This window comes from Stenotrophomonas sp. LARHCG68 (genome assembly GCF_052871705.1).
This window is the reverse complement of sequence record NZ_JBIXJV010000001.1, coordinates 604,436-627,554: the sequence shown is the minus strand read 5'-3', so window position 1 is coordinate 627,554 and position 23,119 is coordinate 604,436. Positions and strand designations below refer to the sequence as shown.

The 23,119-nt window shown below is 67.7% G+C and carries 19 protein-coding genes; 9 read left to right on the top strand and 10 right to left on the bottom strand.

The window, feature by feature from the left end:
- Positions 1-162 precede the first annotated feature (162 nt).
- From ACIPR8_RS02720 to ACIPR8_RS02710, 3 genes are read right to left on the bottom strand one after another with little or no spacing between them, the layout of a single operon-like run.
- A complete protein-coding gene (locus ACIPR8_RS02720; protein WP_446540079.1) occupies positions 163-2,580 on the bottom strand; it encodes a TonB-dependent receptor in 2,418 nt (805 codons plus the stop codon).
- Between the two features lie 56 nt (positions 2,581-2,636).
- Positions 2,637-3,827 (bottom strand): SO2930 family diheme c-type cytochrome, encoded by a 1,191-nt coding sequence (locus tag ACIPR8_RS02715; RefSeq protein ID WP_446540078.1) that lies wholly within the window; start codon positions 3,825-3,827, stop codon positions 2,637-2,639.
- Between the two features lie 9 nt (positions 3,828-3,836).
- On the bottom strand, positions 3,837-5,072 hold the full coding sequence (locus ACIPR8_RS02710; RefSeq protein WP_313252003.1) for a parallel beta-helix domain-containing protein: 1,236 nt from the start codon (positions 5,070-5,072) through the stop codon (positions 3,837-3,839).
- A gap of 119 nt (positions 5,073-5,191) precedes the next feature.
- Here ACIPR8_RS02710 and ACIPR8_RS02705 point away from each other — a divergent pair, with 119 nt between their 5' ends.
- Positions 5,192-6,223, top strand: coding sequence for an AraC family transcriptional regulator (locus ACIPR8_RS02705; RefSeq protein WP_313252005.1), 1,032 nt, complete (start codon positions 5,192-5,194; stop codon positions 6,221-6,223).
- 33 nt (positions 6,224-6,256) lie between these two features.
- Here ACIPR8_RS02705 and ACIPR8_RS02700 read toward each other — a convergent pair whose 3' ends face one another.
- The 5 genes from ACIPR8_RS02700 to ACIPR8_RS02680 form a co-directional block, all read right to left on the bottom strand.
- The gene (locus ACIPR8_RS02700) at positions 6,257-6,640 is read right to left on the bottom strand and encodes a RidA family protein (RefSeq protein ID WP_132865465.1); all 384 of its coding nucleotides are present in this window, start codon (positions 6,638-6,640) and stop codon (positions 6,257-6,259) included.
- 720 nt (positions 6,641-7,360) lie between these two features.
- On the bottom strand, positions 7,361-9,520 hold the full coding sequence (locus ACIPR8_RS02695) for a RelA/SpoT family protein (protein ID WP_132865466.1): 2,160 nt from the start codon (positions 9,518-9,520) through the stop codon (positions 7,361-7,363).
- 107 nt (positions 9,521-9,627) lie between these two features.
- On the bottom strand, positions 9,628-9,927 hold the full coding sequence (gene rpoZ, locus ACIPR8_RS02690) for a DNA-directed RNA polymerase subunit omega (protein ID WP_132865467.1): 300 nt from the start codon (positions 9,925-9,927) through the stop codon (positions 9,628-9,630).
- A 123-nt stretch (positions 9,928-10,050) separates the two neighbouring features.
- The gene (gmk, locus tag ACIPR8_RS02685; RefSeq protein ID WP_192287524.1) at positions 10,051-10,671 is read right to left on the bottom strand and encodes a guanylate kinase; all 621 of its coding nucleotides are present in this window, start codon (positions 10,669-10,671) and stop codon (positions 10,051-10,053) included.
- A 166-nt stretch (positions 10,672-10,837) separates the two neighbouring features.
- Entirely contained in the window at positions 10,838-11,698 is an 861-nt protein-coding gene (locus ACIPR8_RS02680; RefSeq protein ID WP_192287525.1) for a YicC/YloC family endoribonuclease, read from the bottom strand.
- A gap of 110 nt (positions 11,699-11,808) precedes the next feature.
- On the opposite strand from ACIPR8_RS02680, the gene rph reads away from it, so the two are divergent.
- The 8 genes from rph to pepQ all read left to right on the top strand — a co-directional run bounded on the left by rph (position 11,809) and on the right by pepQ (position 19,549).
- Positions 11,809-12,537, top strand: coding sequence for a ribonuclease PH (rph, locus tag ACIPR8_RS02675; RefSeq protein ID WP_192287526.1), 729 nt, complete (start codon positions 11,809-11,811; stop codon positions 12,535-12,537).
- A complete protein-coding gene (locus tag ACIPR8_RS02670; RefSeq protein WP_313252012.1) occupies positions 12,534-12,923 on the top strand; it encodes a VOC family protein in 390 nt (129 codons plus the stop codon). The genes rph and ACIPR8_RS02670 overlap by 4 nt, the downstream gene beginning before the upstream one ends.
- Complete coding sequence (gene rdgB, locus ACIPR8_RS02665; RefSeq protein WP_446540077.1) at positions 12,920-13,519, top strand: RdgB/HAM1 family non-canonical purine NTP pyrophosphatase; 600 nt, start codon at positions 12,920-12,922, stop codon at positions 13,517-13,519. Before ACIPR8_RS02670 ends, rdgB begins: the two co-directional genes overlap by 4 nt.
- A 16-nt stretch (positions 13,520-13,535) precedes the next feature.
- Entirely contained in the window at positions 13,536-14,036 is a 501-nt protein-coding gene (locus ACIPR8_RS02660; protein ID WP_446540076.1) for a hypothetical protein, read from the top strand.
- Between the two features lie 41 nt (positions 14,037-14,077).
- On the top strand, positions 14,078-15,307 hold the full coding sequence (gene hemW / locus ACIPR8_RS02655; protein WP_446540075.1) for a radical SAM family heme chaperone HemW: 1,230 nt from the start codon (positions 14,078-14,080) through the stop codon (positions 15,305-15,307).
- 75 nt (positions 15,308-15,382) lie between these two features.
- Positions 15,383-17,797 (top strand): DUF1631 domain-containing protein, encoded by a 2,415-nt coding sequence (locus ACIPR8_RS02650; RefSeq protein WP_446540074.1) that lies wholly within the window; start codon positions 15,383-15,385, stop codon positions 17,795-17,797.
- The gene (locus ACIPR8_RS02645; RefSeq protein ID WP_192287532.1) at positions 17,794-18,141 is read left to right on the top strand and encodes a PilZ domain-containing protein; all 348 of its coding nucleotides are present in this window, start codon (positions 17,794-17,796) and stop codon (positions 18,139-18,141) included. The genes ACIPR8_RS02650 and ACIPR8_RS02645 overlap by 4 nt, the downstream gene beginning before the upstream one ends.
- 82 nt (positions 18,142-18,223) lie before the next feature.
- Complete coding sequence (pepQ, locus tag ACIPR8_RS02640; protein ID WP_446540073.1) at positions 18,224-19,549, top strand: Xaa-Pro dipeptidase; 1,326 nt, start codon at positions 18,224-18,226, stop codon at positions 19,547-19,549.
- A gap of 140 nt (positions 19,550-19,689) precedes the next feature.
- On the opposite strand, the gene ACIPR8_RS02635 is transcribed toward pepQ, so the two are convergent.
- On the bottom strand, positions 19,690-21,675 hold the full coding sequence (locus ACIPR8_RS02635; protein ID WP_446540072.1) for an MGH1-like glycoside hydrolase domain-containing protein: 1,986 nt from the start codon (positions 21,673-21,675) through the stop codon (positions 19,690-19,692).
- 111 nt (positions 21,676-21,786) lie between these two features.
- A complete protein-coding gene (pepP, locus tag ACIPR8_RS02630; RefSeq protein ID WP_446540071.1) occupies positions 21,787-23,112 on the bottom strand; it encodes a Xaa-Pro aminopeptidase in 1,326 nt (441 codons plus the stop codon).
- Positions 23,113-23,119: the final 7 nt, after the last annotated feature.

Below are 23,119 nucleotides of genomic sequence, written 5' to 3'. Positions count from 1 at the left end.
CCCGGCCGCGGTGGGCGCCGGGGTTTCCTTCCCCTTGCAGCGTTGGAAGTCCGAGGTGAAAGGTGGGATGAGGGCTGTGTCTGGGCGCCTTCGGGGGACCTGCCTGTCCCCCTGCCCTCATCCCGGCCCTTCTCCCGTGCACGGGAGAAGGGCTTGGAACGCCTAGAACTTCACGGTCATTTCCAGACCGTAGGTGCGCGGATCGGTGATGGTCGCGCCGACCACGCCCAGCGGGCCACGGCCGTAGGTGTTCAGGCCGCGCACGTACTGCTTGTCGAACACGTTGTTGGCGTACACCGCCCAGTTGAAGTGGCCCAGCGGCGAGGTCCAGGCGATGCGTGCATCCGTGCGTTGCCGCGATTGGCCCACGTTGAGCAGCCTGCTGATGCCGCAGTCACCCTGCAGGTCGGAGGCCTCGTTGCAACGCTGTGCGCCGCGGTACGCCTGCCGGACAGAGAAGCGCAGCTGGCCGTTGCCACCGAGATCAGCCTGGTATGCGGCGCCGGCCGAAGCGGTGAAGTGCGGTTCGCCGGTCGGCTCGCCGTCCAGGTCGACACCCTCCGGCGTCACGTAGTTCTTGTACTTGGAGTCGATCCACTCGGCCTGCGCATCCAGGCTGAAGGCATCGGTGACTTTCCAGCGCATGTCGAAGTCCACGCCGGTCGCCTCCAGGTCACCGGTGTCGAAGACGTAGCGCGGGATATCGACCGGGTTGTTCGGGTCCGGGTCGACCAGGCGGATGGCCTGGCGGTTGTCATAGCGGTAGTGGAAGACCGAGGCGTTGTACGAGAAGCGGGCGAAGCTCTGCTTGATGCCCATCTCCAGGTTCCACACGTCCTCGTTCTCGAACGCCGGGCCGATCTGCAGCGCGTTGAAGCCACCGGCCTTGTAGCCCTTGGCCAGCGACGCGAACACCATGGTGTCGTCATTGACGTGGTAGTCGATGACGAAGCGCGGGCTCCAGTCGCTCCAGAGCTTCTTGTCGCGGACCAGCTTGCCCTTGTTGACCATCGCCGGCGCATCGATGAAGGCCATGTCGAAGGTCAGCAGTTCACGGGTGATCGGAACGCCCATCCCGGCCAGCGCCTGGAAGAAGCCCAGCGCCTCCAGCGTGTCCAGCTTGGCCTCCAGGCCGGGCGCGTTGCGCGGTGTGTTGAGCCAGGTGAAGTCCTTCTCGTCGCGCGTGTAGCGCAGGCCGAAGGTCAGGTTGAGGCGGTCGGTGGCCTTCCAGATCACGTCACCGAACACCGCATAGGACGTGGTGTCGAGCGTGTTGAGGAAGCGCTCGTTCCACTTTTCGCCCACCAACGAGATCGGGATGCCGTTCATCTGCGCCAGCATCGAGGTGAAGCCGAACAGGCTGCCGTCGGGCGTGGGGGCGATGCCCATGTTGCGGACGATGTTGTCCACCGCCTCGGTGTTGGTATTGACCTCGCTGGCCTGGCGCGCGTCCTCGTTGAAGTAGCTGGCGCCGGCCACCCAGTCGATGTGGTCGTTGCTGCCGGAGAACTTGAACTCCTGGTAGAAGGTCTCGTTGCTCTCGGTGTTCTTCGAGTCCACGTACAGGTCGGCGCGGTTGGTCCCGTCCTCCTCGGTGTGGTTGGTCGAGTCGTACTTGCGCCAGGAACTGGTCGAGGTGAAATTGCCCCAGGCCAGCGCATGGTCGACGATCAGGGTCACGCCATCGAACGTGCGCCATTCGGCATTGTCGGCATCGCTGTAGGTCTTGACCTTGCGCGGGTCCAGGTAGTCGTTGGGATCCACTGGCACGGTGGGGCGCGCCGGGTAGTCCGGCAGGGCCACGATGCCGGTGGTGACGCGGCCATTCTGGTCCAGGCTTTCATGGTCCCAGGTGATGTAGGCGGTGGTGTTGTCGCCAAAGCGCGACTGCCAGGCCGCGCGCGTGGCCCAGACATTGTCCCCGCCCAGGTCCTTGCCGGTGGCACCGTCCTGGAACCAGCCATCGCTGGTATTGATCAGGGCGTTGAAGCGCAGCGCGGAGTTGTCGCCGGTGGGAATGTTCCACATCGCATCGGCGTACTTCTTGCCGTAGTTGCCGACCCGCACCGTCGCGCGCGCTTCCACGTCGGCCTGTGGCCGGCGGGTGATCAGCGAGATCGCACCGGCGGCGGTGTTGCGGCCGAACAGCGTGCCCTGCGGGCCCTTCAGTACTTCGATGCGCTCCACGTCGACGAACGGCAACAGCACCCCGCCGCCGCGCCCCCCGTACACGCCGTCGACGAAGATGCCCACGGCCGGATCGGTGCCGATGCCGAAATCGTCGGTTTCCACGCCGCGCAGCCGGAACGAAGGCTGGGTCGGCTGTACCGCATCGATCACCAGGCCCGGCACGAAGGCGTCGATGTCACCCAGGTTCTCGGCGGCCACGTCGCTGAGCAGGTTCTGGTCGACCACCTGCAGGGCGATCGGTACGTCCTGGATCTCCTGCTGGCGGCTCTGCGCGGTGACCGTGATCCGGTCCAGCGTGGTCGCCGCGTCCTCCGTCGCCGATTGCGCCATGGCCGTACCGGCCGTCCCCAGCACCACCAGCCCGGCCATCGCCCGCTGCAGCCCTGTCACCAGACTCCTTTGTTTCACTCGCATCGCCTCTCTCCCAGCAGTGGGTGAAACCGACCTCAACCGGCCGGCGGTCCCGTCGTGTTGACCGGCCCCGCGCCGGCCGTCGTATCGCAACTCCCTTCAAGCCCATTGATCCATTGCCGGATCAATGCCAGACCTTCCTTGTGCACCACCGCCCTGCCCAGCTCCGGCATCATCACCGCCGGATCGTCGCTGTCCATGCGGAAGGCGATGATCGAGGCATCGGCATCACCGGGCAGCACGTCATACAACCGGTTGCCGGTGCCCTTGCCGGCGGCGATGGGCTGCTTGCACAGGCCGAGTTTCAGGTGATCGCGGGTGGGCGCGTCCAGCCACAGCCCGGAGGTGATCGCCGGGCCGGTGCGGCTGTGGCAATGCCCGCAGTTCACGTCCAGGTAGGCGCGTGCACGCGCATCCAGCGATGCCTGCGGATCGGTGGCATCGGCGGCCCATGGTGCCTGCGCCGGGGCCGGCGCGCCCTGCAGGTAACCCACCCGTGCCAGGTGCGCCAACTGGTTCTCGCGCCCCCCGGCGTAGTCGAAGTCACGGTTGAGGTTCCGGGCCTTGGGACCGATCGGCAGCAACTTGCGCGACCGGTTGTCGGTGATGTGGCAGCCGCCGCATTGGTTCTGGTCCGGGACCTGGTAGCTCAGCGCCTCGCGCGCGCCGGCCGCGTCCACCAGCTCCAGTTCAACCGTATCGCCGGTGCGCTTGAGCGTGGCAACGGTCTGCTCGCGGTTCCATACATACGGCAACGCCACCCAGCCCTGTTGGCGATGCACCAGCAGCCGCGTTTCGATCAGGCGCACCCTGGACAGGTCCAGCGCCTCACCCTCCAACGAGGACTGCGAGGGCGGCGTACGCGCCACCGCCATGGCGTCAGCGCCGCCCCCTTCCGGCAGCGGGTAGTAGAACGTCTTGCTGAGGATGGTGCCGACCGGAAAATCGAAGGCATTCTCCGGCTGATAGCCGGCGGCCTTTCCTTCCGGCATCCATACCGTGCGCAGCTTGTGTGCGTAATCGCTGAACAACGGGGTGTTCAGGTCATACGGCACCACCCCGTCATTGAGTCGCAGCTTGCCCCCCTCGACCCGCAGCACGTGCCACTGGTCCAGCGTCGCAGGCTGGCCCTCGTCGAAGAAATGCACCGCCGGCTTGCCGCTGCACCCCACCAGGGCCAGCAGTACGCCGATCATCATGCCTACCCGCACACGCATCGCACGCATCGGTCGTCCTCAACCCCGCTTCAGGTCGATTGCCGGCAGGCGCGGCAATTCACAATCGAACGGCTTGAGGTCCTTGCTCGGATTCTTGTAGCCCCCGGGGCCATCGGCGTTGATCACGCCGTTGACGTCGCGCAGGCAGATCTGCGGGCCCATCCGGACCCCGTCGACCACCCGGTTGGCGTTGAAGTAGCCATCCCACAACACGTCCGGGAAGTTGCCGGTCAGGCCGAAGGTGGCGACCTTCAGCGCCTTCAGGTCCAGGCCATCGGGGGAATCACCGCCGCCGGACAGCGTGTTGTTGTGGATGTAGATGCGCTCGGGGTAGGGGTCGAAGCTGGCCGACGCGCTGCTGTCCTTGTAGCCGGTGGAATAGACGCTGGAGACGATGATGTTGGCGGTGGCGTTGTCGCGTATCTCGTTGTCGAACACCTCGATGTCATCGTTGGAATTGATGACCACCCCCGAACCGGCCGGCACGCTGGCCACCGGCGTGCCCTTGGCACCGAAGTTGGCGTGGTTGTTGGCGATGACCTTGTTGTTGAACACGCGGATGTTGGCGCCCTGCTGCGACAGCCCGGGCATGTTGAACACCAGGATGCCGCCGGTGTTGCCGGTGGCCACGTTGTTGTAGACATCGGCGTTGCGGGTGTTCTCCACCTCGATGCCGGCCACGTTCTGCTCGGCGCGGCTGTCGCGCACGATCACCCCGTCGGACTGGCCGACGTAGATGCCCGCATCGGATGCACCGATGGAGATGGTGTTCTCGATCAGCACGTCCTTGGTCAGCACCGGGTAGATGCCGTAGGCACCGTTCTTGGTGCTCGGCCCGCCGGTCCACTGCACCTTGATGCCGCGGATGGTGATGTGCTCGGACTCGCTGATCTTCAGGCCGTCGCCCCTGGAGTCCTCGATGGTGAGGTTCTCGATGGTGAAGTTGTCACCATTGACCAGCAGCCCTTCGGCACCGGCCTTCTGCCCCTTGAAGCTGAGCACGGTCTTGTCCATGCCGGCGCCGCGCAGGGTCACCCCATCGGCGCGCAGGGTCAGGCTGCGCTCGAACTGGTGCCGGCCGGCCGGGATCTCGATCACGTCCCCGGGCTTGGCGTCGAGCAGGCGTTCCTGCAGGCTGGCCGCAAATGCCCCATCGGCGGCGGCCACGGCCGGACCCGGCTCGGCCTGCTTCTGGCAACCGGACGCCAGCACCGCCACTGCGGCTGCCACCGCCCATTTATTGCTGCGCTGCATGATTCGGCCTCCCATACGCCGCCAGATGTTGCCGCAGTCTGGCTTTCAGCCAGTGTTCACGCGAAGGGCAGGAGCGGCATACTTGGGGGGGCAAAGCGGACAAGCTGGAGGGAGCTTCGATGCATCGCAGATCCGGGGACCGGCTGGCCATCGCCGATGTCCCCACCAACATGCTGTGTGGCCTGTTGCTGATGGGCCGCGAACTGGGCGTCAACAGCGAGAGCTGGCTGGCCGGCCTGCGCCTGAGCGTCACGCAGCTGGACGACCCGCGCACGCGCATTTCCTACCGGCAGGCGATCGAGGTCATCCGCCGCGCCCTGCCCACGCTCCCCATCGACGGCGTTGGCCTGGCGATGGGCAGCAGCCAGAACGGCGGCAACTTCGGCCTGCTCGGGCTGGCGATGAAGACCGCGCGCACTTTCGGCGATGCGGTGCGCATCGGCCTGGACTACCAGCGCAACCTGGGCCCATTGATGACATTGAGCCTGCATGAGCACGATGCCCAGACCCTGGCACTGGTGGCCACCGCGCCGGAGGAATCACATGACCTGTTGCCATTCCTGTGCGAGGAGTTGTTCTCCAGCGTGCTGATGCTGGGCCGTGAACTGGCCGGCGAGCGCTTCAGTCCGCTCTGGATGGAGCTGGGTTATCCCGCGCCCGGCTACGCGGCCCAGTACGCAACGCTGTTCCGCTGCGAGGTCCGCTTCGAGCAGGCGCGGCATGCGGTGTTGCTCGACCGGCGCTGGATGGACCTGCCTTTCGCCAGCTACAACCCGGTGACCTCGCAGCAGGCCCTGGCGTTGTGCCATGGCCAGCTCGCCAGCCTGTCGATGCGCGGCGAGACCACTGCGGCGGTGGAGCGGCTGCTGCGCCCGCAGTTGCGGGACAACCCGCAGATGAGCGATGTGGCCCTGGCCCTGCACCTGAGCGAACGCACGTTGCGCCGGCAGTTGGCCGAGGAGGAAACCTCCTTCAGCGAGGTACACGACCGCATCCGCACCGAACGGGCCCTGGAACTGCTGCAGGATCCCGAACTGGGCATCGCCGCGATCGGCAACCAGCTCGGCTTCAACGACGCGCGTGAGTTCCGTCGCGCCTTCAAGCGTTGGACCGGGCAGACGCCGAGCCAGACCCGGCGTCCCCTGGCCTGAGGGCCTGCAGGCAGGCCCCCGCTGGCCGCTGGATTACTCCAGCACCATGATGGCGTCGACTTCGAACGCGGCGCCCTTCGGCAGGCCCGACACTTCGATGGTCGAACGGGCCGGGAACGGCGCCTGGAAGTACTCCTGCATCACCGCGTTGACCTTGGCGAACTCGCCCAGGTCGGTCAGGTACAGGCCCAGGCGCACCATCTTGTCCAGCGAACCGCCGGCTTCCTCGGCCACGGCCTTGAGGTTGTCGAACGCACGACGGGCCTGTGCGGTCACGTCGCCGGCGACGATGTCACCGGTGGCCGGGTCCAGCGGGATCTGGCCGGAGAAGTAGACGGTGTTGCCGGCACGCACGGCCTGCGAGTACGGGCCGATGGCGGCCGGGGCGTTGGCGGTGTTGATGATCTGGCGGGACATGGGCAGCTCCACATGGGAAAAAGGTCGGCCATTGTACCGTCGGCCCATGACGGCCCAGTCATCACCCGCGCAATGGCCGGTTCATGCACATGGACAATTCTTCACCACACGTTGCAGAGCCTTGCAGCGCAAGGGCCGTGCACGCTTATCCACAGGTTCCACCCGGGGTGCCGCACACGCGTTGTGGAAAAAAGCCGCTCCGGCCCGCATCCGCCGCGCGTGGCACGGTGCTACCGGTGGGTGGGATGCCGCGCAGGCGGGGGTGGAGCCCCCTGGCCAAACCAATTTGACGCGCGATGCTGAGGACACCGGGATTGCGTCCCTGCCTATGGCGTCGCCTGGCTGGACAAATTTTCACCACACGTTGCGAAGCCTTGGGACACAAGGGCTGCGCACCCTTATCCACAAGTTCTCCGTGCAGTGCCGCACACCGGTTGTGGAAAAGCGGTTCGGGCCTGCATTCGCCACGCACGGCTTGGCGCTACCGGCGCATGGTGACCACGCAGGCCAGGCTGGACAAATCTTCACCACACGTTGCGAAGCGTTGGGGCACAAGGGCTGCGCGCCCTTATCCACAAGTTCTCCGTGCAGTGCCGCACACCGGTTGTGGAAAAGCGCTTCCGGCCTGCATTCGCCAATGCATGACCCGGCGCTACCGGCACATGAGGGCTGCATGGAAGGGATGCGCTCCCCGCCACGCTTGCCCAGGCCAAGCGCCGACTACTGCCGGCGCACCGCCTGCACCACCTGCAACCGACGCAGGCGACGCATCACTTCGGCCAGGTGGTTGCGGTCACGGACCTGGATGTTGAAGCACAGCACCGCCGCGTTGAAGTCGCGGTCCAGGTAATCCACGCGCTCGATGTTGGAGTGGCTCTGCGCGATGGCTGCGGCCAGCTGCGCCAGCACGCCGGTGCCGTTCTCCACTTCCACCACCAGCGCGGTGTCGTAGTCGCCCACCACGTTGGTGTCCCAGCCGATCGGCACCCAGCGCTCGGGCGACTTGCGCAGCTCGGCCAGGTTCGGACAGTCCAGCCGGTGCACCACGATGCCCTTGCCGGCGGTGTGGTAACCCATGATGTCGTCGCCCGGGATCGGCTGGCAGCAGCCGGCAAAGCTGACCACGCCACGCTCGCTGCCGTTGATCAGGATCTTCTCCTGGCGGCGGCTCGGCGCATTGCCACCGCGCAGCTCGGCGTAGGACATCAGTGCCTGCGCGGCCTGGGTGGGCATCCAGTTGCCCAGCGCCACGTCGGCCAGGAAAGCCTCCAGGCGCGGATAACGCTGTTCTGCCAGGAACGCATCCAGGCGGCCCTTGGGCAGGCGCTCGATCGAGCTGTCCATCGCTTCCAGCGCGCGGTCGAGCATGCTGTGCCCCAGCTGCACCGCGTCCTCGTGCTCGAGCTGCTTGAGCTGGTGGCGGATGGCGGTGCGTGCCTTGCTGCTGACCACGAATTCCAGCCATTGCGGCTTGGGCGAGGCCGAGCGCGCGGTGATGATCTCCACCGTCTGCCCGCTGACCAGGCGCGTGCGCAGTGGCACCAGTTTCTTGTCCACGCGCGAAGCCACCGCGCGGTTGCCCACGTCGGTATGCACCGCATAGGCGAAGTCCAGCGCGGTGGAGTTGCGCGGCAGCGCCAGGATCTTGCCCTTGGGCGTGAACAGGTAGACCTCGTCCGGGAACAGGTCGACCTTGACGTTGTCCAGGAACTCCAGCGACGAACCGGCGGTGCGCTGGGAGTCGATCAGCTCCACGATCCACGCGTGCGCGCGGCTCTGCGCGCTGTTGGGGCTGTCGCCACCGAACTTGTAGGTCCAGTGCGCGGCCACGCCGCGCTCGGCGATCAGGTCCATCTCCTCGGTGCGGATCTGTACCTCGATCGGCGAGCCGTACGGCCCGAACAGCACGGTGTGCAGCGATTGGTAGCCGTTGGCCTTGGGGATGGCGATGAAGTCGCGGAAGCGCCCGTCCAGCGGCTTGAACGCGGCATGCACCGCGCCCAGCGCGTGGTAACAGTTGGGCACGTTGCGCACGACCAGGCGGAAGCCGAACACGTCCATCACCTGGTCGAAGGTTTTGTTCTCCTCGCGCATCTTGGTGTAGATGCTCCAGGGCGTCTTGATGCGGCTGATCAGGCGGTGCTCCAGCCCTTCGCGCGCCAGCCGCTGCGACAGCTGCACCTCCACCTGCGCCATCGCCTCGCGGCGGACCACCGGCTGGCTGCGGATGTGCTTTTCGATGATGGCGTGACGCCACGGGTACAGCGCGCGGAAGCCCAGGTTCTGCAGCTCGGACTTGATCAGGTTCATGCCCAGGCGCTGGGCGATGGGCGCGTAGATGTCCAGCGTCTCGGTGGCGATGCGGCGGCGCGCCTCGGCACTCTGCGCGCCCAGGGTGCGCATGTTGTGCAGGCGGTCGGCCAGCTTGATCATGATCACGCGCAGGTCGCGCGACATCGCCAGCAGCATCTTGCGGAAGCTCTCGGCAGCCGCTTCCTGGCGGTCGCGGAACTTGAGCTTGTCCAGCTTGGTGACGCCGTCCACCAGGTCGGCCACGGCCTGCCCGAACTCACCGGCCAGTTCCGCGGCGGTGAGCGGAGTGTCCTCGATGGTGTCGTGCAGGATCGCGGCGATCAGCGTTTCCACGTCCAGGCCGAGCTCGGCCAGGATGCGCGCGACGGCGACCGGATGGGTGATGTAGGGCTCGCCGGACTTGCGGGTCTGGCCCGCGTGCGCGGTCGCGCCCACTTCCCAGGCGCGACGCAGCAACGGCAGCTGCTCGGCGGGCAGGTAGCTGGCTGCGCGTTCGAGTTGGAGTACGTAGTCAGGTACCGCCCCGCCCGCGGGCGTGGCTACCTGGGCGGAAGGGCCTGGGTTCATGGCGGAAGACTATGCCAGCAGGCGATCTTCGGCAAACCCGGAATGCAGAACAGCCCGCACGGGGCGGGCTGTCCGATGTACTGCAGCGATGCGCTTGATCGAGCCGATCAATCGTCGTTCTTGGACATGTCTTCGTCGGCGACCACTTCGGCGGCGGCCCACTCCAGCGCTTCGCGCTCGACGCGCTCACGCTCGGCCTTCTCGACTTCCTCGATCAGCTCGTTGTCGATACGGCGGGCGGCGATTTCGCGCAGCGCCAGCACGGTCGGCTTGTCCTCGGTCTCGCTGTTGTCGATCGTCGCCTGGACACCATTGGCCAGCTGACGGGCGCGCTTGGACGCCATGATGACCAGCTCGAAACGGTTGTTAACGACTTCCAGGCAATCTTCTACGGTGATGCGGGCCATGCGGGCTCCCGGCGACCTGCACGGCCGCTCGAACGAATGAGGGAAAGGGGAGCGATTGTAGAGGCCCGGCCGCCCGGAAATCAAGCCGACGGCTGAACAGCCCCTTGTGAATCAATCGCTTGCTCAGTTTTCGGGGGCCAGCAGGGAGGCGATCAGGTCGGCATTTCGCCGCTGCTGGGGCTCCAGCCGCAACCGGCTGGCGGCGAAGATCGCGCACATCTCGCCCACGGCGGTGTCGAAATCCTCGTTGACGATGACGTAGTCGAACTCGTCGTAATGCAGCATCTCCTCGCGGGCGGCGGCCAGACGCTGGGCCATCACCGCCTCGCTGTCCTGGCCGCGCTTGCGCATGCGCTCGTCCAGCGCCTGCCGCGACGGCGGCAGGATGAACACGCTCACTGCCCCCGGCACCTTGTCGCGCACCTGGCGGGCACCCTGCCAGTCGATTTCCAGCAGCACGTCCTTGCCCGCGGCCAGCTGCGGCTCGACCGACTGCCGGGCAGTGCCCTTCCAGTCGCCGTGCACCAGGGCGTGCTCGAAGAAGTCCCCTTCACCGATCATCCGCTCGAACTCGGCGGCGCTGACGAAGTGGTAGTGCTTGCCGTTCTCCTCGCCCGGGCGCATGGCCCGCGAGGTGAAGGAGATGGACAGGGAGATCTGCGGGTCGCGCGCCAGGGTGGCGTTGACGATGCTGCTTTTGCCGGCCCCGGACGGGGCGGCGACGATATAGAGGGTGCCACGCATGGAAGGGTGGGCCAGCGTCGGAATGGCCCGGCATTGTAACGGGACGGGCCGTTTCGTGCCGAACGCGCCCTGCCGTGGAGCCCCGCCATGCCGCGCCGGCGCCTTGCCGGGGACGCCGATACCGGCTGCCGTGCCGAGCAGGGCCCGGCACGGCTGGACCGGCATGTCACTCGATGTTCTGGACCTGCTCGCGGATCTGGTCGATCAACACCTTCAGCTCGACCGAGGCGTTGGAGGTGCGGCTGTCCACCGACTTGGAGCCCATCGTGTTGGACTCGCGGTTGAACTCCTGCAGCAGGAAGTCCAGGCGACGGCCGACCGGCTCGCGCTGGCGCAGGATGCGGCGGATCTCGGCGATGTGGCTGCCCAGCCGGTCCAGCTCCTCGTCCACGTCCAGCTTCTGCAGCCACAGCACCAGTTCCTGCTCGGCGCGGCCCGGGTCCATCGGGTGCGGCAGGTCGGCCAGGCGTGCGGCCAGCTTGGCGCGCTGGCCTTCACGGATCACCGGGATCAGCTCGCGCACCTCGGCGGCGATGCGCTCGATGCTGTCCACGCGCTCGCTGATCGCCGTGGCCAGCTTGTCGCCTTCACGCTCCCGGGCCTGCACGAAGCCATTGATCACCTCGTCCAGCAGCGCCATGGCCTCGGCCTGCAGCGCGGTGGTGTCGGTGGCCTCGGTACGCAGCACGCCCGGGTACTGCAGCAGCTCGGTGAACTCGACCCGCAGGTTCGGGAAGCCCGAATGCAGCCGGACCGCCAGGTCCCCCAGCTGCTTCACCAGCACCTCGTTGACCGTCAGCGAGGTCGCCGCCTCCGGGCTGCGCAGGCGCATGACCAGGTCCAGCTTGCCGCGGCTGATGCGGCCGGAAACGCGCTCGCGCAGCTGCGGCTCCAGCGCGCGCAGTTCCTCGGGCAACCGTACCCCGACTTCGAGGAAACGGTGGTTGACCGAGCGCAGCTCGCAGCCCAGCGTGCCCCAGGGCGTGACGCGTTCGCCGCCGGCATAGGCGGTCATGCTTCGAATCATGTGGAATTCCGGTGCGTTGCAAAGGGCGAATGGTACCCTAGGCGCCCCCGGACGCCGGCCCGTCGGCCGCCCGGACGCCCCATTGAATACCCCTGTCATCCGGACCTTTCATGACCTTTTCCCGTCCCAGCGGCCGCCAGGCCGATCAGCTGCGCACCGTCACCATCGAACGCGCCTTCACCCGCCATGCCGAAGGTTCGGTGCTGGTGAGCTTCGGCGACACCCGCGTGCTGTGCACCGCCAGCGTCGAGAACCGCGTGCCCGGCTTCCTGCGTGGCAAGGGCGAAGGCTGGGTGACCGCCGAGTACGGCATGCTGCCCCGCTCCACCCATACCCGCTCCGACCGCGAAGCGGCACGTGGCAAGCAGGGCGGCCGCACCCTGGAAATCCAGCGCCTGATCGGCCGCACGCTGCGCGCCTGCATCGACCGCAATGCGCTGGGCGAACGCACCATCACCCTGGACTGCGACGTGCTGCAGGCCGATGGCGGCACCCGCACGGCGGCCATCACCGGCGCCTACGTGGCACTGGTGGACGCGGTCAACCTGCTGCTCAAGCGCGGTGACATCAAGCGCAACCCGCTGTTCGGCGCGGTGGCCGCGGTCTCGGTCGGCGTCTACAAGGGCCAACCAGTACTGGACCTGGACTACGCCGAGGACAGCGACTGCGATACCGACATGAATGTCGTGATGAACGACGGCGGCGGCTTCATCGAGCTGCAGGGCACCGCCGAGGGCCATGCCTTCCGCCGTGACGAGCTGGACGCGCTGCTGGTGCTGGCCGAAAAGGGCATCCGCGAATTGTTCGAGGCCCAGCAGGCGGCACTGGCCCAGGCATGAGCCGGCGCATCGCCCTGGTCACGCTGGTGGTGGCCGACTACGACGAGGCCATCGCCTGGTACACCGGCAAGCTGGGCTTCCAGCTGCTGGAGGACATCGACCAGGGCCGCAAGCGCTGGGTGGTGGTCGGGCCGGCTGACGGTAGCTCCGCCGCGCTGTTGCTGGCCCGCGCCAGTGACGCCGAACAGCGCAGCCGCATCGGCAACCAGACCGGTGGCCGGGTCGGCTTTTTCCTGAACACCGACGACTTCCGGCGCGATCACGCCGCCATGACCGAGCGCGGCGTGCAATTCCTCGAGGCCCCGCGCGAGGAGCCCTATGCCACCGTCGCGGTGTTCCGCGACCTGTACGGCAACACCTGGGACTTGTTGGAGCCCAAACAATGAAACTGGTACTGGCCAGCGGCAACGCCGGCAAACTGAAGGAACTGCAGGCCATGCTCGCCGCGCTGCCGCTGCAGATCGTGCCGCAGCGCGAGCTGGGCGTGGATGATGTGCCGGAGACCGGCCTGACCTTCGTCGAGAACGCGCTGATCAAGGCGCGTCACGCCTGCGCGGTGACCGGACTGCCGGCGTTGGCCGACGACTCCGGCCTGATCGTCGATGCACTGGACGGCGCCCCCGGCCTGTACAGCGCGCGCTATGCCGGCAGCCCGACCGACGATGCCGCCAACAATGCCAAGCTGCTCGACGCCCTGCGTGATGTCCCGGCCGAACGCCGCAGCGCCCGCTTCTACGCGGTGATCGTGCTGTTGCGCCACGCCAACGACCCGCAGCCGCTGATCTGCGAAGGCAGCTGGGAAGGCCGCATCATCGATGAACTGCGTGGCACCCACGGCTTCGGCTACAACCCGGTGTTCCTGGATGAGGAACTGGGCCTGACCGCCGCGGAAATGCAGCCGGAGCAGAAGAACGGCCGCAGCCACCGTGCCAAGGCGCTGCAACTGTTGTTGCAGCGTATATCGCAACTTACGTTCGATTAACCACAGAGATCAGGGAATGACGCCACGCTGCTATCGGACCCGCTTGATACTTGTACAGGCGGTCGCCATCTTGGGTGGCGTCAGCGGAGCCATCGCCGGTGGCCTGCAGGCCTATGACGGTGATTATTCCTGGCTGACACTCCCACTATGGTCAATGGCCGGAGTGGTGACGACCATACTGATCTCGGCACCAATCATGTGGCAACGCGTTGTGCTTGATGAGAATGCAGGTCAACTGCGCTATCACAACATTGCAACCGCACATCGGTGGCGCGAGGTGCCGCTATTCGACGTGCTCGAAGTACGCTACGACAACTTTGCGGACAAGCACAAAGGCATGGTTTCCGGCCTTTACCTTTACATGCGCAACGGCAGCCGACCGGCACGTCATCGCCTCATGGACAATGAGATGGGCAGCTATCAAGGTCCTTCGGCGATGTTCCGTGATATCGCCGCTACCGTGCTCCGTGCACAACCGCGCTCGCTGGTTGATTCGATCCTGATCACTCAGCGATAGCGCCCTCCTCCCTTGCACTTCCGATCTTCACAAAGCCGTCCATGTCGCACTCCCACGCCCATTGCCACCACGCGCCCGGTGAATCCTGTTCGGGCGACCACGGCCACGCTGCCGGCCCGCAGCTGGTGCCACCACCGTTGTCGCTGTACGTGCACCTTCCCTGGTGCGTGCGCAAGTGCCCGTACTGCGATTTCAACTCGCACGCGGGCAAGGGCGCGCTGCCGTTCGATGCCTACATCGACGCGCTGATCCGCGACCTGGACCAGGACCTGCCACTGGTCTGGGGCCGGGTGGTCAGCAGCGTGTTCTTCGGCGGCGGCACGCCCAGCCTGTTCCCGCCCGAAGCGATCGATCGTTTCCTGCAGGAGGCCAGCGCACGGCTGCGTTTCGCGCCGAACCTGGAAGTGACGCTGGAGACCAACCCCGGCACCGCCGAGCACGGCCGCTTCGACCGCTACCGCGCGGCCGGCGTGAACCGCATCAGCTTCGGCATCCAGACCTTCAACGATGACGCGCTCAAACGCCTGGGCCGCATCCACGACAGCAACGAGGCCGAGCGCGCGGTGAAGCTGGCCCAGGATGCCGGGTACACCAACTTCAACATCGACCTGATGTACGCGCTGCCGGAGCAGACCCTGGCCCAGGCCGAGCATGACCTGGAGCGCGCCTTCGCGCTGGACCCCACGCACATCTCGCATTACCAGCTGACGCTGGAGCCGAACACGGTGTTCTTCGCCCGGCCGCCGCAGGGCATCCCCGACGAGGACAGTGCCTGGGACATCCAGGAGCACTGCCAGGCACTGCTGGCCCAGGCCGGCTACGGCCAGTACGAGGTCAGCGCCTATGCCCGGCCCGGCTACCAGTGCGCGCACAACCTCAACTACTGGCGCTTTGGCGACTACCTGGGCATCGGTGCCGGTGCCCACGGCAAGATCAGCTCCGGCGCCGGGCAGCACGTGCTGCGCCGCTGGAAGCACAAGCATCCACAGGCCTTCATGGACAGCGCCGGCACCCCGGCCAGCATCGGCGGTGACGACATGATCAGCCCCGAGCGGCTGCCGTTCGAGTACATGCTCAACCTGCTGCGCCTGCACGAAGGCTTCACCCTGCGCGATTTCACGTCCCGCACCGGGCTGCCCGCCGCCGCGCTGCAACCTGCGCTGGCAATCGCCGGCGACCGCGGCTGGCTGGCGATGGAGGGCGACCGCCTGCTCCCGACCGAGCTGGGCCGGCGTTTCACCAACGACGTGGTGGAGCTGTTCCTGCCCTGATCGTAAGAACCAAAGTGGCGAAGCTGTCACCAAAATGATAGAAAGCGCGGTCTAACGGGGGCAGAACACACCACGATGTCAGGGACCGCATCCAGTTCGTCCAGTCAGGCGCCTGCCCGGATCGCAGACGCGCCGGTCCCCGCCCGCGTCCGCCAGTTGCTCGAAGCCGTCTGGCAGGCCGCCGACGACGTCCTGCGCACGCCCCTGCAGCTGTGCATGGTGGAGCTGGAACGTGCGCTGTTCCAGCATGCCGAGAAGGCCCGCAACAGCCAGATCCAGTCGGACATCTACGCCCAGATGCGCACGCTGCGCGAGCAGGCCCCGCAGTTCCCGGGCCTGTTCCTGGATGCCCTGGCCGGGCAGCTGGCCAGCTTCAGGGATGCCCCGCAACCGATCGGCAACACCCAGGCCACGGCGTTCAAGACCATGACCCTGGTCGAGGACACCGACATCGACCGCGACATCGTGCTGCACGAGATGGCCCGCCGCGAAGGGACCCGCGGCATCACCGCCCTGCAGCTGCTCGGGCAGCGCTTCGCGGTGCTCGCCGCGCAACCGGCCTTCGACATCGAGCGGCTACCCACCGGCCCGTATGCGCTGTGCCGCGCCCTGCGCGAGGCCGGCGAGCGGCTGCAGCTCAACCTGGAAAGCCAGCTGGCGCTGTACCAGGTGTTCGAACGCCAGGTCATGGACCGCCATACCGAGCTGGCCGACCGCCTCAACATCCTGTTCGCGCGCGAAGGCGTGCTGCCCGGGCTGGTCTACCGCCCGTACCTGGTCCGCCCCTCCGCGCCGCGCGGCAACGCCCCCGCCGGCAGGGACACCGGCAACGGCCTGGGCCCGGGCAGCCGTTCGGCCGGACAGGGCCCGCTGACCAGCTGGCAGGGCCAGGCCCCGGCGGCCTCCTGGGCCAGCAGCCTGTCGCAGGAACTGCAGCTGCCGGGCGGCCTCGCCGGTGCCGCCGCCGGCGCTGCCTCGGCGCCTGCGGTGTCCGGTGCGGGCACTGGTGGCGGCTCCGATGCCGCCGCTCCGGCCGGCAACCCGGTGCTGTCGGGCCTGCACAACCTGCTGGATGCCGCTCGCCATGGCGTGGCCGGCGGCGCGGCCGGTTCCGCCAGCGCGGCGCCATCGGCCCTGGCGACCGGCGGCAGCACCGAGGGCTCCCATGCCGTGGCCGTGCCGAGCAGCGCCGTGATGGACCTGCTTGGCAAGCTGCAGAGCGCCGCGGCCGGCAACCGCCGCAGCATCGGCGACATCCACGGCGCGCTGCTGTCACAGATCAAGGCCGAACACGGCCCGACCGCGGCACTGTCCTCGCAGGACACCGACACGCTGGACCTGCTGGGCATGCTGTTCACCCAGATCCAGCGCGAGGTGCGCAGCGACGGCCCGGCCACCGGCCTGCTCACCCAGCTGCAGGTGCCGCTGCTGCGCGCGGCCATCAGCGACGCCAGCTTCTTCCAGCGCGACCAGCACCCCGCGCGCGAGCTGCTCAATGCCGTGGCCGAGTCCGGCGCGGTGTGGCTCAGCGACGACGACAGCGACCCGGTACTGCTGCAGAAGCTCAACGAATCGGTCGCCACGGTGGTCAATGACTACCAGGGCGACGAAACCGTCTTCACCGAGGCCAACGAGCGCATCCAGACCCATCTTCGCGCCGCCGCCCGGCGCGCCGAGGTCACCGAGCGCCGCCAGGTCGAGGCCGCGCGCGGCAAGGAGCGGCTGGAGGCCGCCAAGCAGCTGGCCAGCCGCACCATCGAGGACGTCTGCGCCAACAGCAACCCGCCCAAGTTCGTGCAGACCCTGTTGCGCAAGGCATGGTCGGACGTATTGACCCTCACCCTGCTGCGCCAGGGCGAGCAGTCGGAGGAATGGAAGCAGCGCGAGCAGTCCACGCGCCGCATCAGCGAGATCACTGCGCTGAAATCCGGCACCCCGGACATCACCTTCGGCGACGAGATCGAGCAGTCGCTGCAGCAGGTCGGCTACCACCGCGACGAGGCCGGCGCGATTGCCCGCCGCCTGTCCTCGCCCGGCGGCGAGGACGACATCACCTCCAAGACCGAGCTGACCGCCAAGCTCAAGGCGCGCTCGCGCCTGGGCGAGGCCGGCGACCGTGACGAGGACGAGGAGCGCCGCCGCAAGGAACAGCCCGAGCGCACCCCGGCCGAGGAAACCCATTACCGGCAGCTGCGCACCCTGCCCTTCGGCACCTGGTTCGAGTTCGTGGTCAACCAGCAGGGTGACAGCCGCCGCCAGCGCCTGTCCTGGTACAGCCTGATCACCGACAACGCCCTGTTCGTGAACCAGCGCGGCCAGAAGATCGCCGAGCTCTCGCTCGATGCGATGGCCCGGCTGATGGCCAAGGGCCAGTTGCGCATGGTCACCGAGGACCGCGGCCGCCTGATCGACCGCGCCTGGCAGGCCACCCTGCGTACCCTGCGTTCGCTGGCCGGCAAGGCCCCTGCCGCTGCGGAGGAAAACGCATGATCACCGAAACCCGCCGCGCTCCCCGCATGCCGGTGCCGGAACTGGTGCCGGTCCGCGACATGATGACCGACGGCGTGATCGGCCGACTCAGCAACATCTCCGAAAGCGGCATGCTGCTGATCGCCTCCGGCCCGCTGCAGGACGACGCGCTCTACCAGCTGCAGTTCACCATTCCCGACGGGCGCGGCGGCCAGCACCAGATCGATGCCGGCGTGCACCTGCTCTGGCGCGAGCCGGCGCACGCCCCGGAACAATCCTGGGCCGGATTCCGCTTCCTGACCATGGACAAGGCCCAGCGCGAACAGCTGGTGCACTGGATCGAAAGCAACCTGCCGAAGGCCTGAGTGACGAAAACGGCACAGCAGCCGTGGGCCGATTGCGGCAGAATCGTGGCCCCGCATCACGTCATCCAAGCGAGCCACCGCGATGAACCAGCACGATCCCGCCGCCCTGTATTCCGACCATCTGGGCGTGCTCATGCGCCGCGCCGATGAGGCACTGGCGCGCGGCGGCTTCGATCACCTGGTCGTCCCCAGCGGCACCCTGCACTACCAGGCCTTCGACGACCGCGACTACCCGTACGCGGTGAACCCGTTGTTCAAGACCTGGCTGCCGCAGACCCGGCTGCCCTGCAGCTGGCTGGTGTACACCCCCGGCAAGCGGCCGACGCTGGTGTTCTACCAGCCCTTCGACTATTGGCACGTGGTCCCGGACGCCCCCAGCGGCTGGTGGGTCGAGCACTTCGACATCCACATCATCCGCAAGCCGGAGGACGCGCTGCCGCTGCTGCCCAGGGACCCGGCCCGCTGCGCGATCATCGGCGAAGCGCAGAGCGCGCTGGGCGGCTTCGTGCCGAACAACCCGGAAGCGGTGATCCATTACCTGGACTGGTACCGCGCCTACAAGACCCCCTACGAAGCCGCGCTGATGCGCCAGGCCCAGGTACTTGCCGTGCGCGGCCACAAGGCCGCCGAGGCCGCGTTCCGCGCCGGCGCCAGCGAATTCGGCATCCACATGGCCTACTGCAGTGCGGTCGGCCAGGACAGCAACGAACTGCCCTACGGCAACATCGTCGCGCTCAATGAGCATGCCGCGGTGTTGCACTACACCGAGCTGGGCCGCGTCGCCCCGCAGCCGCTGCGCAGCTTCCTGATCGATGCCGGTGCCTCCGCGCATGGCTACGCCAGTGACATCACACGCACCTACGCCGCCGCCGGCCATGACGAATTCCAGGCCTTGATCGATGCCGTCGACGCCGCGCAGCGGAAGATGTGCGCGGCCGTGCGCAACGGCTTCGACTACAAGCAACTGCATGTGGATGCACACCTGTCGCTGATGGGCATCCTGAAGGACTTCGGCGTCATCAACGTCTCACCGGAAGCCGCACTGGCCACCGGCGTCAGCGCCGCGTTCTTCCCGCATGGCATCGGCCACCTGATCGGCGCCCAGGTACATGACGTGGCCGGTTTCGCCGCCGGCGACCACGGCGGCCGCGTCGAGCGTCCGGCCGGCCACCCTTACCTGCGCATGACCCGTGTGCTGGCGCCGGGCATGGTGGTGACCATCGAGCCGGGGCTGTACTTCATCGACATGCTGCTGGACGAGGTGAAGCAGGCCGGCAACGCAGCCAGCGTGAACTGGGAGCGCGTGGACTTCTTCCGCCCCTACGGTGGCATCCGCATCGAGGACGAGGTGCTGTGCACCGAGGGCGAGGCCGACAACCTGACCCGCCCGGTGTTCGCCGCCGCCTGATCGGTCACGGCAGCGATGCCGTCCACCGCAGGGACAGGAAGCGCCGCGATCGCGGCGCTTCCTTTTTCACCTGAACGAGGCGCCGACGTCTGCCCTCATCTTCGACGACGGGGCGCGCCAGGCAGGCCCGCCGCCCACCCTCACTCGCGTCCCACGCCCAGCAGCCACAGGTAACTGGCCGCCGACCAGCTGAAGTTGCGCGCCTGGTAGCCCTTGCCGGTGGTCGGGTCGTAGTTCTCGTACATCGGCGCCTGCGCATCCAGCCCCTCGGCATTCAACAGCAGGCGTGCGGTCAGCTGGTCGGCCTCGCGCACGTGGCCATGGCGGCGCAGGGCTTCGACTCCGAATCGCGCCTGGTCCAGCCACAGCGGCCCGCGCCAGTAGCCCTTGATCGGCGAGAAGCGCGGATCATCGGCCGCCAGCGTGGGCAGCGGCATCGGCGTGGCGAAACGCTTCGGATCCAGCATCGTGGCGATCACCCCACGCGCCTGTGCATCACTGGCCAGCCCCGCCCACAACGGCGTCCAGCCCTCCGAGCCGAACACCCGGATATGCGCACCACTGCCCAGCCGCGCATCGAAGAACCAGCCCGCCTCGGCATCGTGGAAGCGCGCACCGATGCGCTGCTTCATCGCCTCGGCATCACGCAGCCAGGCATCGCGTTCGTCCGGCTTGCCCAGCACGCCGGCCAATGCCGCCAGGTCCAGCTTCTCGCGATAGAGATAGGCGTTGAGGTCGACCGACTCCTGGTCCAGCGACCAGGCGTTCTCGCCGTTGCGCAGCATCTTCGCGTCATCGAAGCGCACCGCGTTGTCCATGCCGCTTTCCCACGCGGCGGCCAGGCGGGTGCCATCGGTGGCACCGAATTCGGCCAGGCCGTTGTGGTCGTGGTCGCGCTCGGCGAACCACCAATGGTGATAGCGCACCAGCTTGTCGTACATCTCGGCGACGAAACCGGCATCGCCGGTGGCGCGGTGGATTTCCAGCGTCGCCCAGGCAGCCAGCGGCGGCTTGGTGTTGCGCCAGTTGTTCTCCTTCGCATCGAGGTAGACGCTGTCGGCGACCATGCCGTTGGCGGCCTGGTAGTCGAACATCGCGCGCATCTGGTCGCGCGCCAGGTCCGGCGCGAAATGGGCCAGCGCGATCGCGTGCTTCCACGAATCCCATGCCCAGAAACCGTTGAAGTAATCGGCCGAGTAGGAGGGAATCACCCCGTCGTGGCGCAGGTCGCCGCGCGCCGCGCGCCAGTTGCCGATCAGGGTCTGCACGGCCTTCAGCGCGATGCGCTGCGCGGTCGCATCCGGCACGCCCGGCACGCGGCTGGGCTTGATCGCCTGCAGGTAGCCGTTCCAGCGCGCGCGGTTGCGTGACCAGGCGGCATCGGCGTCGACCTCGACGGCCGGTCCCGGCCCTGCCGACAACTGCTGTTCCAGCACCAGCACCAGTGGCTTCGCCGCCTCCAGCTGCACCGGCTGGCTCGACGCGAAGACGACCTGGTTGCGCGCCTGCCGTGGCAGCAGCTGCACCACGTCCTGGTGCAGGCGGGTCAGCACGGTATCGGCGCTGCCGGCGAACGTCTGCGTCACCGCACCGGAATGCAGCACGAGCCGATCCCCCGGCGCCAGCATCGCTTCGTTCTCCACCGCCACGTCCAACGCGCGCGAGGTCGACGATTCCAGCTCGATGCGCACCAGCGCGCGCTGCGCATCGGCGAAGAACAGGGTCTGCCGCAGTTGCAGGCCCTGGCCCTGGAAATGGCGCTGCAGGTAGCCCGGCCCGGCATGACTGCCGACTTCGCGCAGCGTGATCACCGCGCCGCCTCCGGGCGGGGCCAGCGTCACCTGCGCGAGCCGCCGTCCCGCCCAGCGCCCGGCACCGATGCTGTGGACGAAGGGCCCGGAGAAACCACTGCCGGCGTCGCTGGCAAGCGGCAGGCTGTAGCCATGCCAGGCGCCGGCATCGAAGAAGATGTTGAAGCCGCGGTCGGCCGCACTGGCCGGCGTGCCATGCATGTCCAGCACATCGACGGCGGCATCGGCCACCGGCGGTGCCGCAACGGCTGGCCCGGAAAGTGCAAGGATCAATGCCGCGGCCAGCAGCCGGCGCAGGTGTGTGGTGGCACTCATCGGTTGTCCCCCGTGGATCGAACCGGGGAGTCTAAGCGTTCGACCACGCAGGCGGCAGCGACGGCTTCCGCAACTTCGCAGGGCCATGCTCCCCATGGCCCTGGCGCGGCCTCACCGTCGCGCCATGAACGCTTCGATCTCCTCGGCGCTGCGCTCCAGCGCACCGGTCAGCACGTGGTGCCCCGCTGCGGTGATCAGCACATCGTCCTCGATGCGGATGCCGATGCCGCGCCAGCGCGGCTCCACGTCGCGATCGTCCGGCGAGATGTACAGGCCCGGCTCGATCGTGAACACCATGCCCGGTTCCAGCAGGCGCGACTCGCCGGCCACCCGGTAGTCGCCCACGTCGTGCACGTCCAGCCCCAGCCAGTGCCCGGTCTTGTGCCGGTAGAAGCGCTGGTAATGGCGCTCGATGATGTTCTCTTCCAGGTCGCCCTTGAGCAGCCCCAGCCGCAGCAGCCCCTCGGTCAGCACCTCCACCGCGGCCAGGTGGCCTTCCTCGTAGGCGACGCCCGGCCGCGCCTGCTCCAGCGCCGCCGCCTGCGCGGACAGCACCAGCTCGTGCAGCAGGCGCTGCTCCGTGCTGAAGCGGCCGTTGACCGGGAACGTGCGGGTGATGTCGCTGGCGTAACCGCGGAACTCGGCGCCGGCGTCGATCAGCACCAGGTCGCCCTCGCGGCTGCCGCCGTTGTTGTCGCGGTAGTGCAGCACGCAGCCGTTGGCACCGGCACCGACGATGCTGCTGTACGCCGGCCACGCATCACTGGCGCGGAACTCGCGTTCCAGCTCGGCCTGCAGTTCGTACTCGTGGATGCCCGGGCGGGCGACGCGCATCGCGGCACGGTGGGCCCGCACGCTGATGTCCGCCGCGGTCTGCATCAACGCGATCTCGTCGTCGGACTTGTACAGGCGTTGCTCGTGCAACAGGTGGCCCAGTTCCAGGAATTCGTGCGGCGGCTGCGCGCCGTGCCGCACCTGCGAGCGCACCCGGTTCACCCAACCGATCAGCTTCAGGTCGAAGTCCGCGTCGCGGCCAAAGTGGTAGTACACCCGCGAGCGGCCTTCCAGCAGGCCCGGCAGGATTTCGTCCAGGTCCTCGATGGGATAGGCGTCGTCCATCCCGTAGCGCGATACCGCGCCGTCCTGGCCGGCACGCGGGCCGTCCCACGCTTCGCGGTCCGGATCGCGCTCGCGGCAGAACAGGATGCTCTCGCCGTGGCGACGCCCCGGGATCAGCACCAGCACCGCCTCCGGCTCCTGGAACCCGCTCAGGTACCAGAAGTCCGAATCCTGCCGGTACGGATAGAACGTATCGTGGCTGCGCACGCGCTCGGGGGCGGCGGGCAGCACCAGGATGGCGTCATCGCCGGCCGCTTCCATCAGCTGGCGACGGCGGCGGGCATACTCGGCGGGGGTGATCCCGGACAGGCGCTTCATGCCGCTC

Excerpts from the sequence above, each read along its gene's own strand:
- ACIPR8_RS02715 (WP_446540078.1), bottom strand. The coding sequence starts at position 3,827 with ATGCGTGCGATGCGTGTGCGGGTAGGCATGATGATCGGCGTACTGCTG.
- ACIPR8_RS02710 (WP_313252003.1), bottom strand. The coding sequence starts at position 5,072 with ATGCAGCGCAGCAATAAATGGGCGGTGGCAGCCGCAGTGGCGGTGCTG.
- ACIPR8_RS02705 (WP_313252005.1), top strand. The coding sequence starts at position 5,192 with ATGCATCGCAGATCCGGGGACCGGCTGGCCATCGCCGATGTCCCCACC.
- ACIPR8_RS02700 (WP_132865465.1), bottom strand. The coding sequence starts at position 6,640 with ATGTCCCGCCAGATCATCAACACCGCCAACGCCCCGGCCGCCATCGGC.
- ACIPR8_RS02695 (WP_132865466.1), bottom strand. The coding sequence starts at position 9,520 with ATGAACCCAGGCCCTTCCGCCCAGGTAGCCACGCCCGCGGGCGGGGCG.
- rpoZ (WP_132865467.1), bottom strand. The coding sequence starts at position 9,927 with ATGGCCCGCATCACCGTAGAAGATTGCCTGGAAGTCGTTAACAACCGT.
- gmk (WP_192287524.1), bottom strand. The coding sequence starts at position 10,671 with ATGCGTGGCACCCTCTATATCGTCGCCGCCCCGTCCGGGGCCGGCAAA.
- ACIPR8_RS02680 (WP_192287525.1), bottom strand. The coding sequence starts at position 11,698 with ATGATTCGAAGCATGACCGCCTATGCCGGCGGCGAACGCGTCACGCCC.
- rph (WP_192287526.1), top strand. The coding sequence starts at position 11,809 with ATGACCTTTTCCCGTCCCAGCGGCCGCCAGGCCGATCAGCTGCGCACC.
- ACIPR8_RS02670 (WP_313252012.1), top strand. The coding sequence starts at position 12,534 with ATGAGCCGGCGCATCGCCCTGGTCACGCTGGTGGTGGCCGACTACGAC.
- rdgB (WP_446540077.1), top strand. The coding sequence starts at position 12,920 with ATGAAACTGGTACTGGCCAGCGGCAACGCCGGCAAACTGAAGGAACTG.
- ACIPR8_RS02660 (WP_446540076.1), top strand. The coding sequence starts at position 13,536 with ATGACGCCACGCTGCTATCGGACCCGCTTGATACTTGTACAGGCGGTC.
- hemW (WP_446540075.1), top strand. The coding sequence starts at position 14,078 with ATGTCGCACTCCCACGCCCATTGCCACCACGCGCCCGGTGAATCCTGT.
- ACIPR8_RS02650 (WP_446540074.1), top strand. The coding sequence starts at position 15,383 with ATGTCAGGGACCGCATCCAGTTCGTCCAGTCAGGCGCCTGCCCGGATC.
- ACIPR8_RS02645 (WP_192287532.1), top strand. The coding sequence starts at position 17,794 with ATGATCACCGAAACCCGCCGCGCTCCCCGCATGCCGGTGCCGGAACTG.
- pepQ (WP_446540073.1), top strand. The coding sequence starts at position 18,224 with ATGAACCAGCACGATCCCGCCGCCCTGTATTCCGACCATCTGGGCGTG.
- ACIPR8_RS02635 (WP_446540072.1), bottom strand. The coding sequence starts at position 21,675 with ATGAGTGCCACCACACACCTGCGCCGGCTGCTGGCCGCGGCATTGATC.
- pepP (WP_446540071.1), bottom strand. The coding sequence starts at position 23,112 with ATGAAGCGCCTGTCCGGGATCACCCCCGCCGAGTATGCCCGCCGCCGT.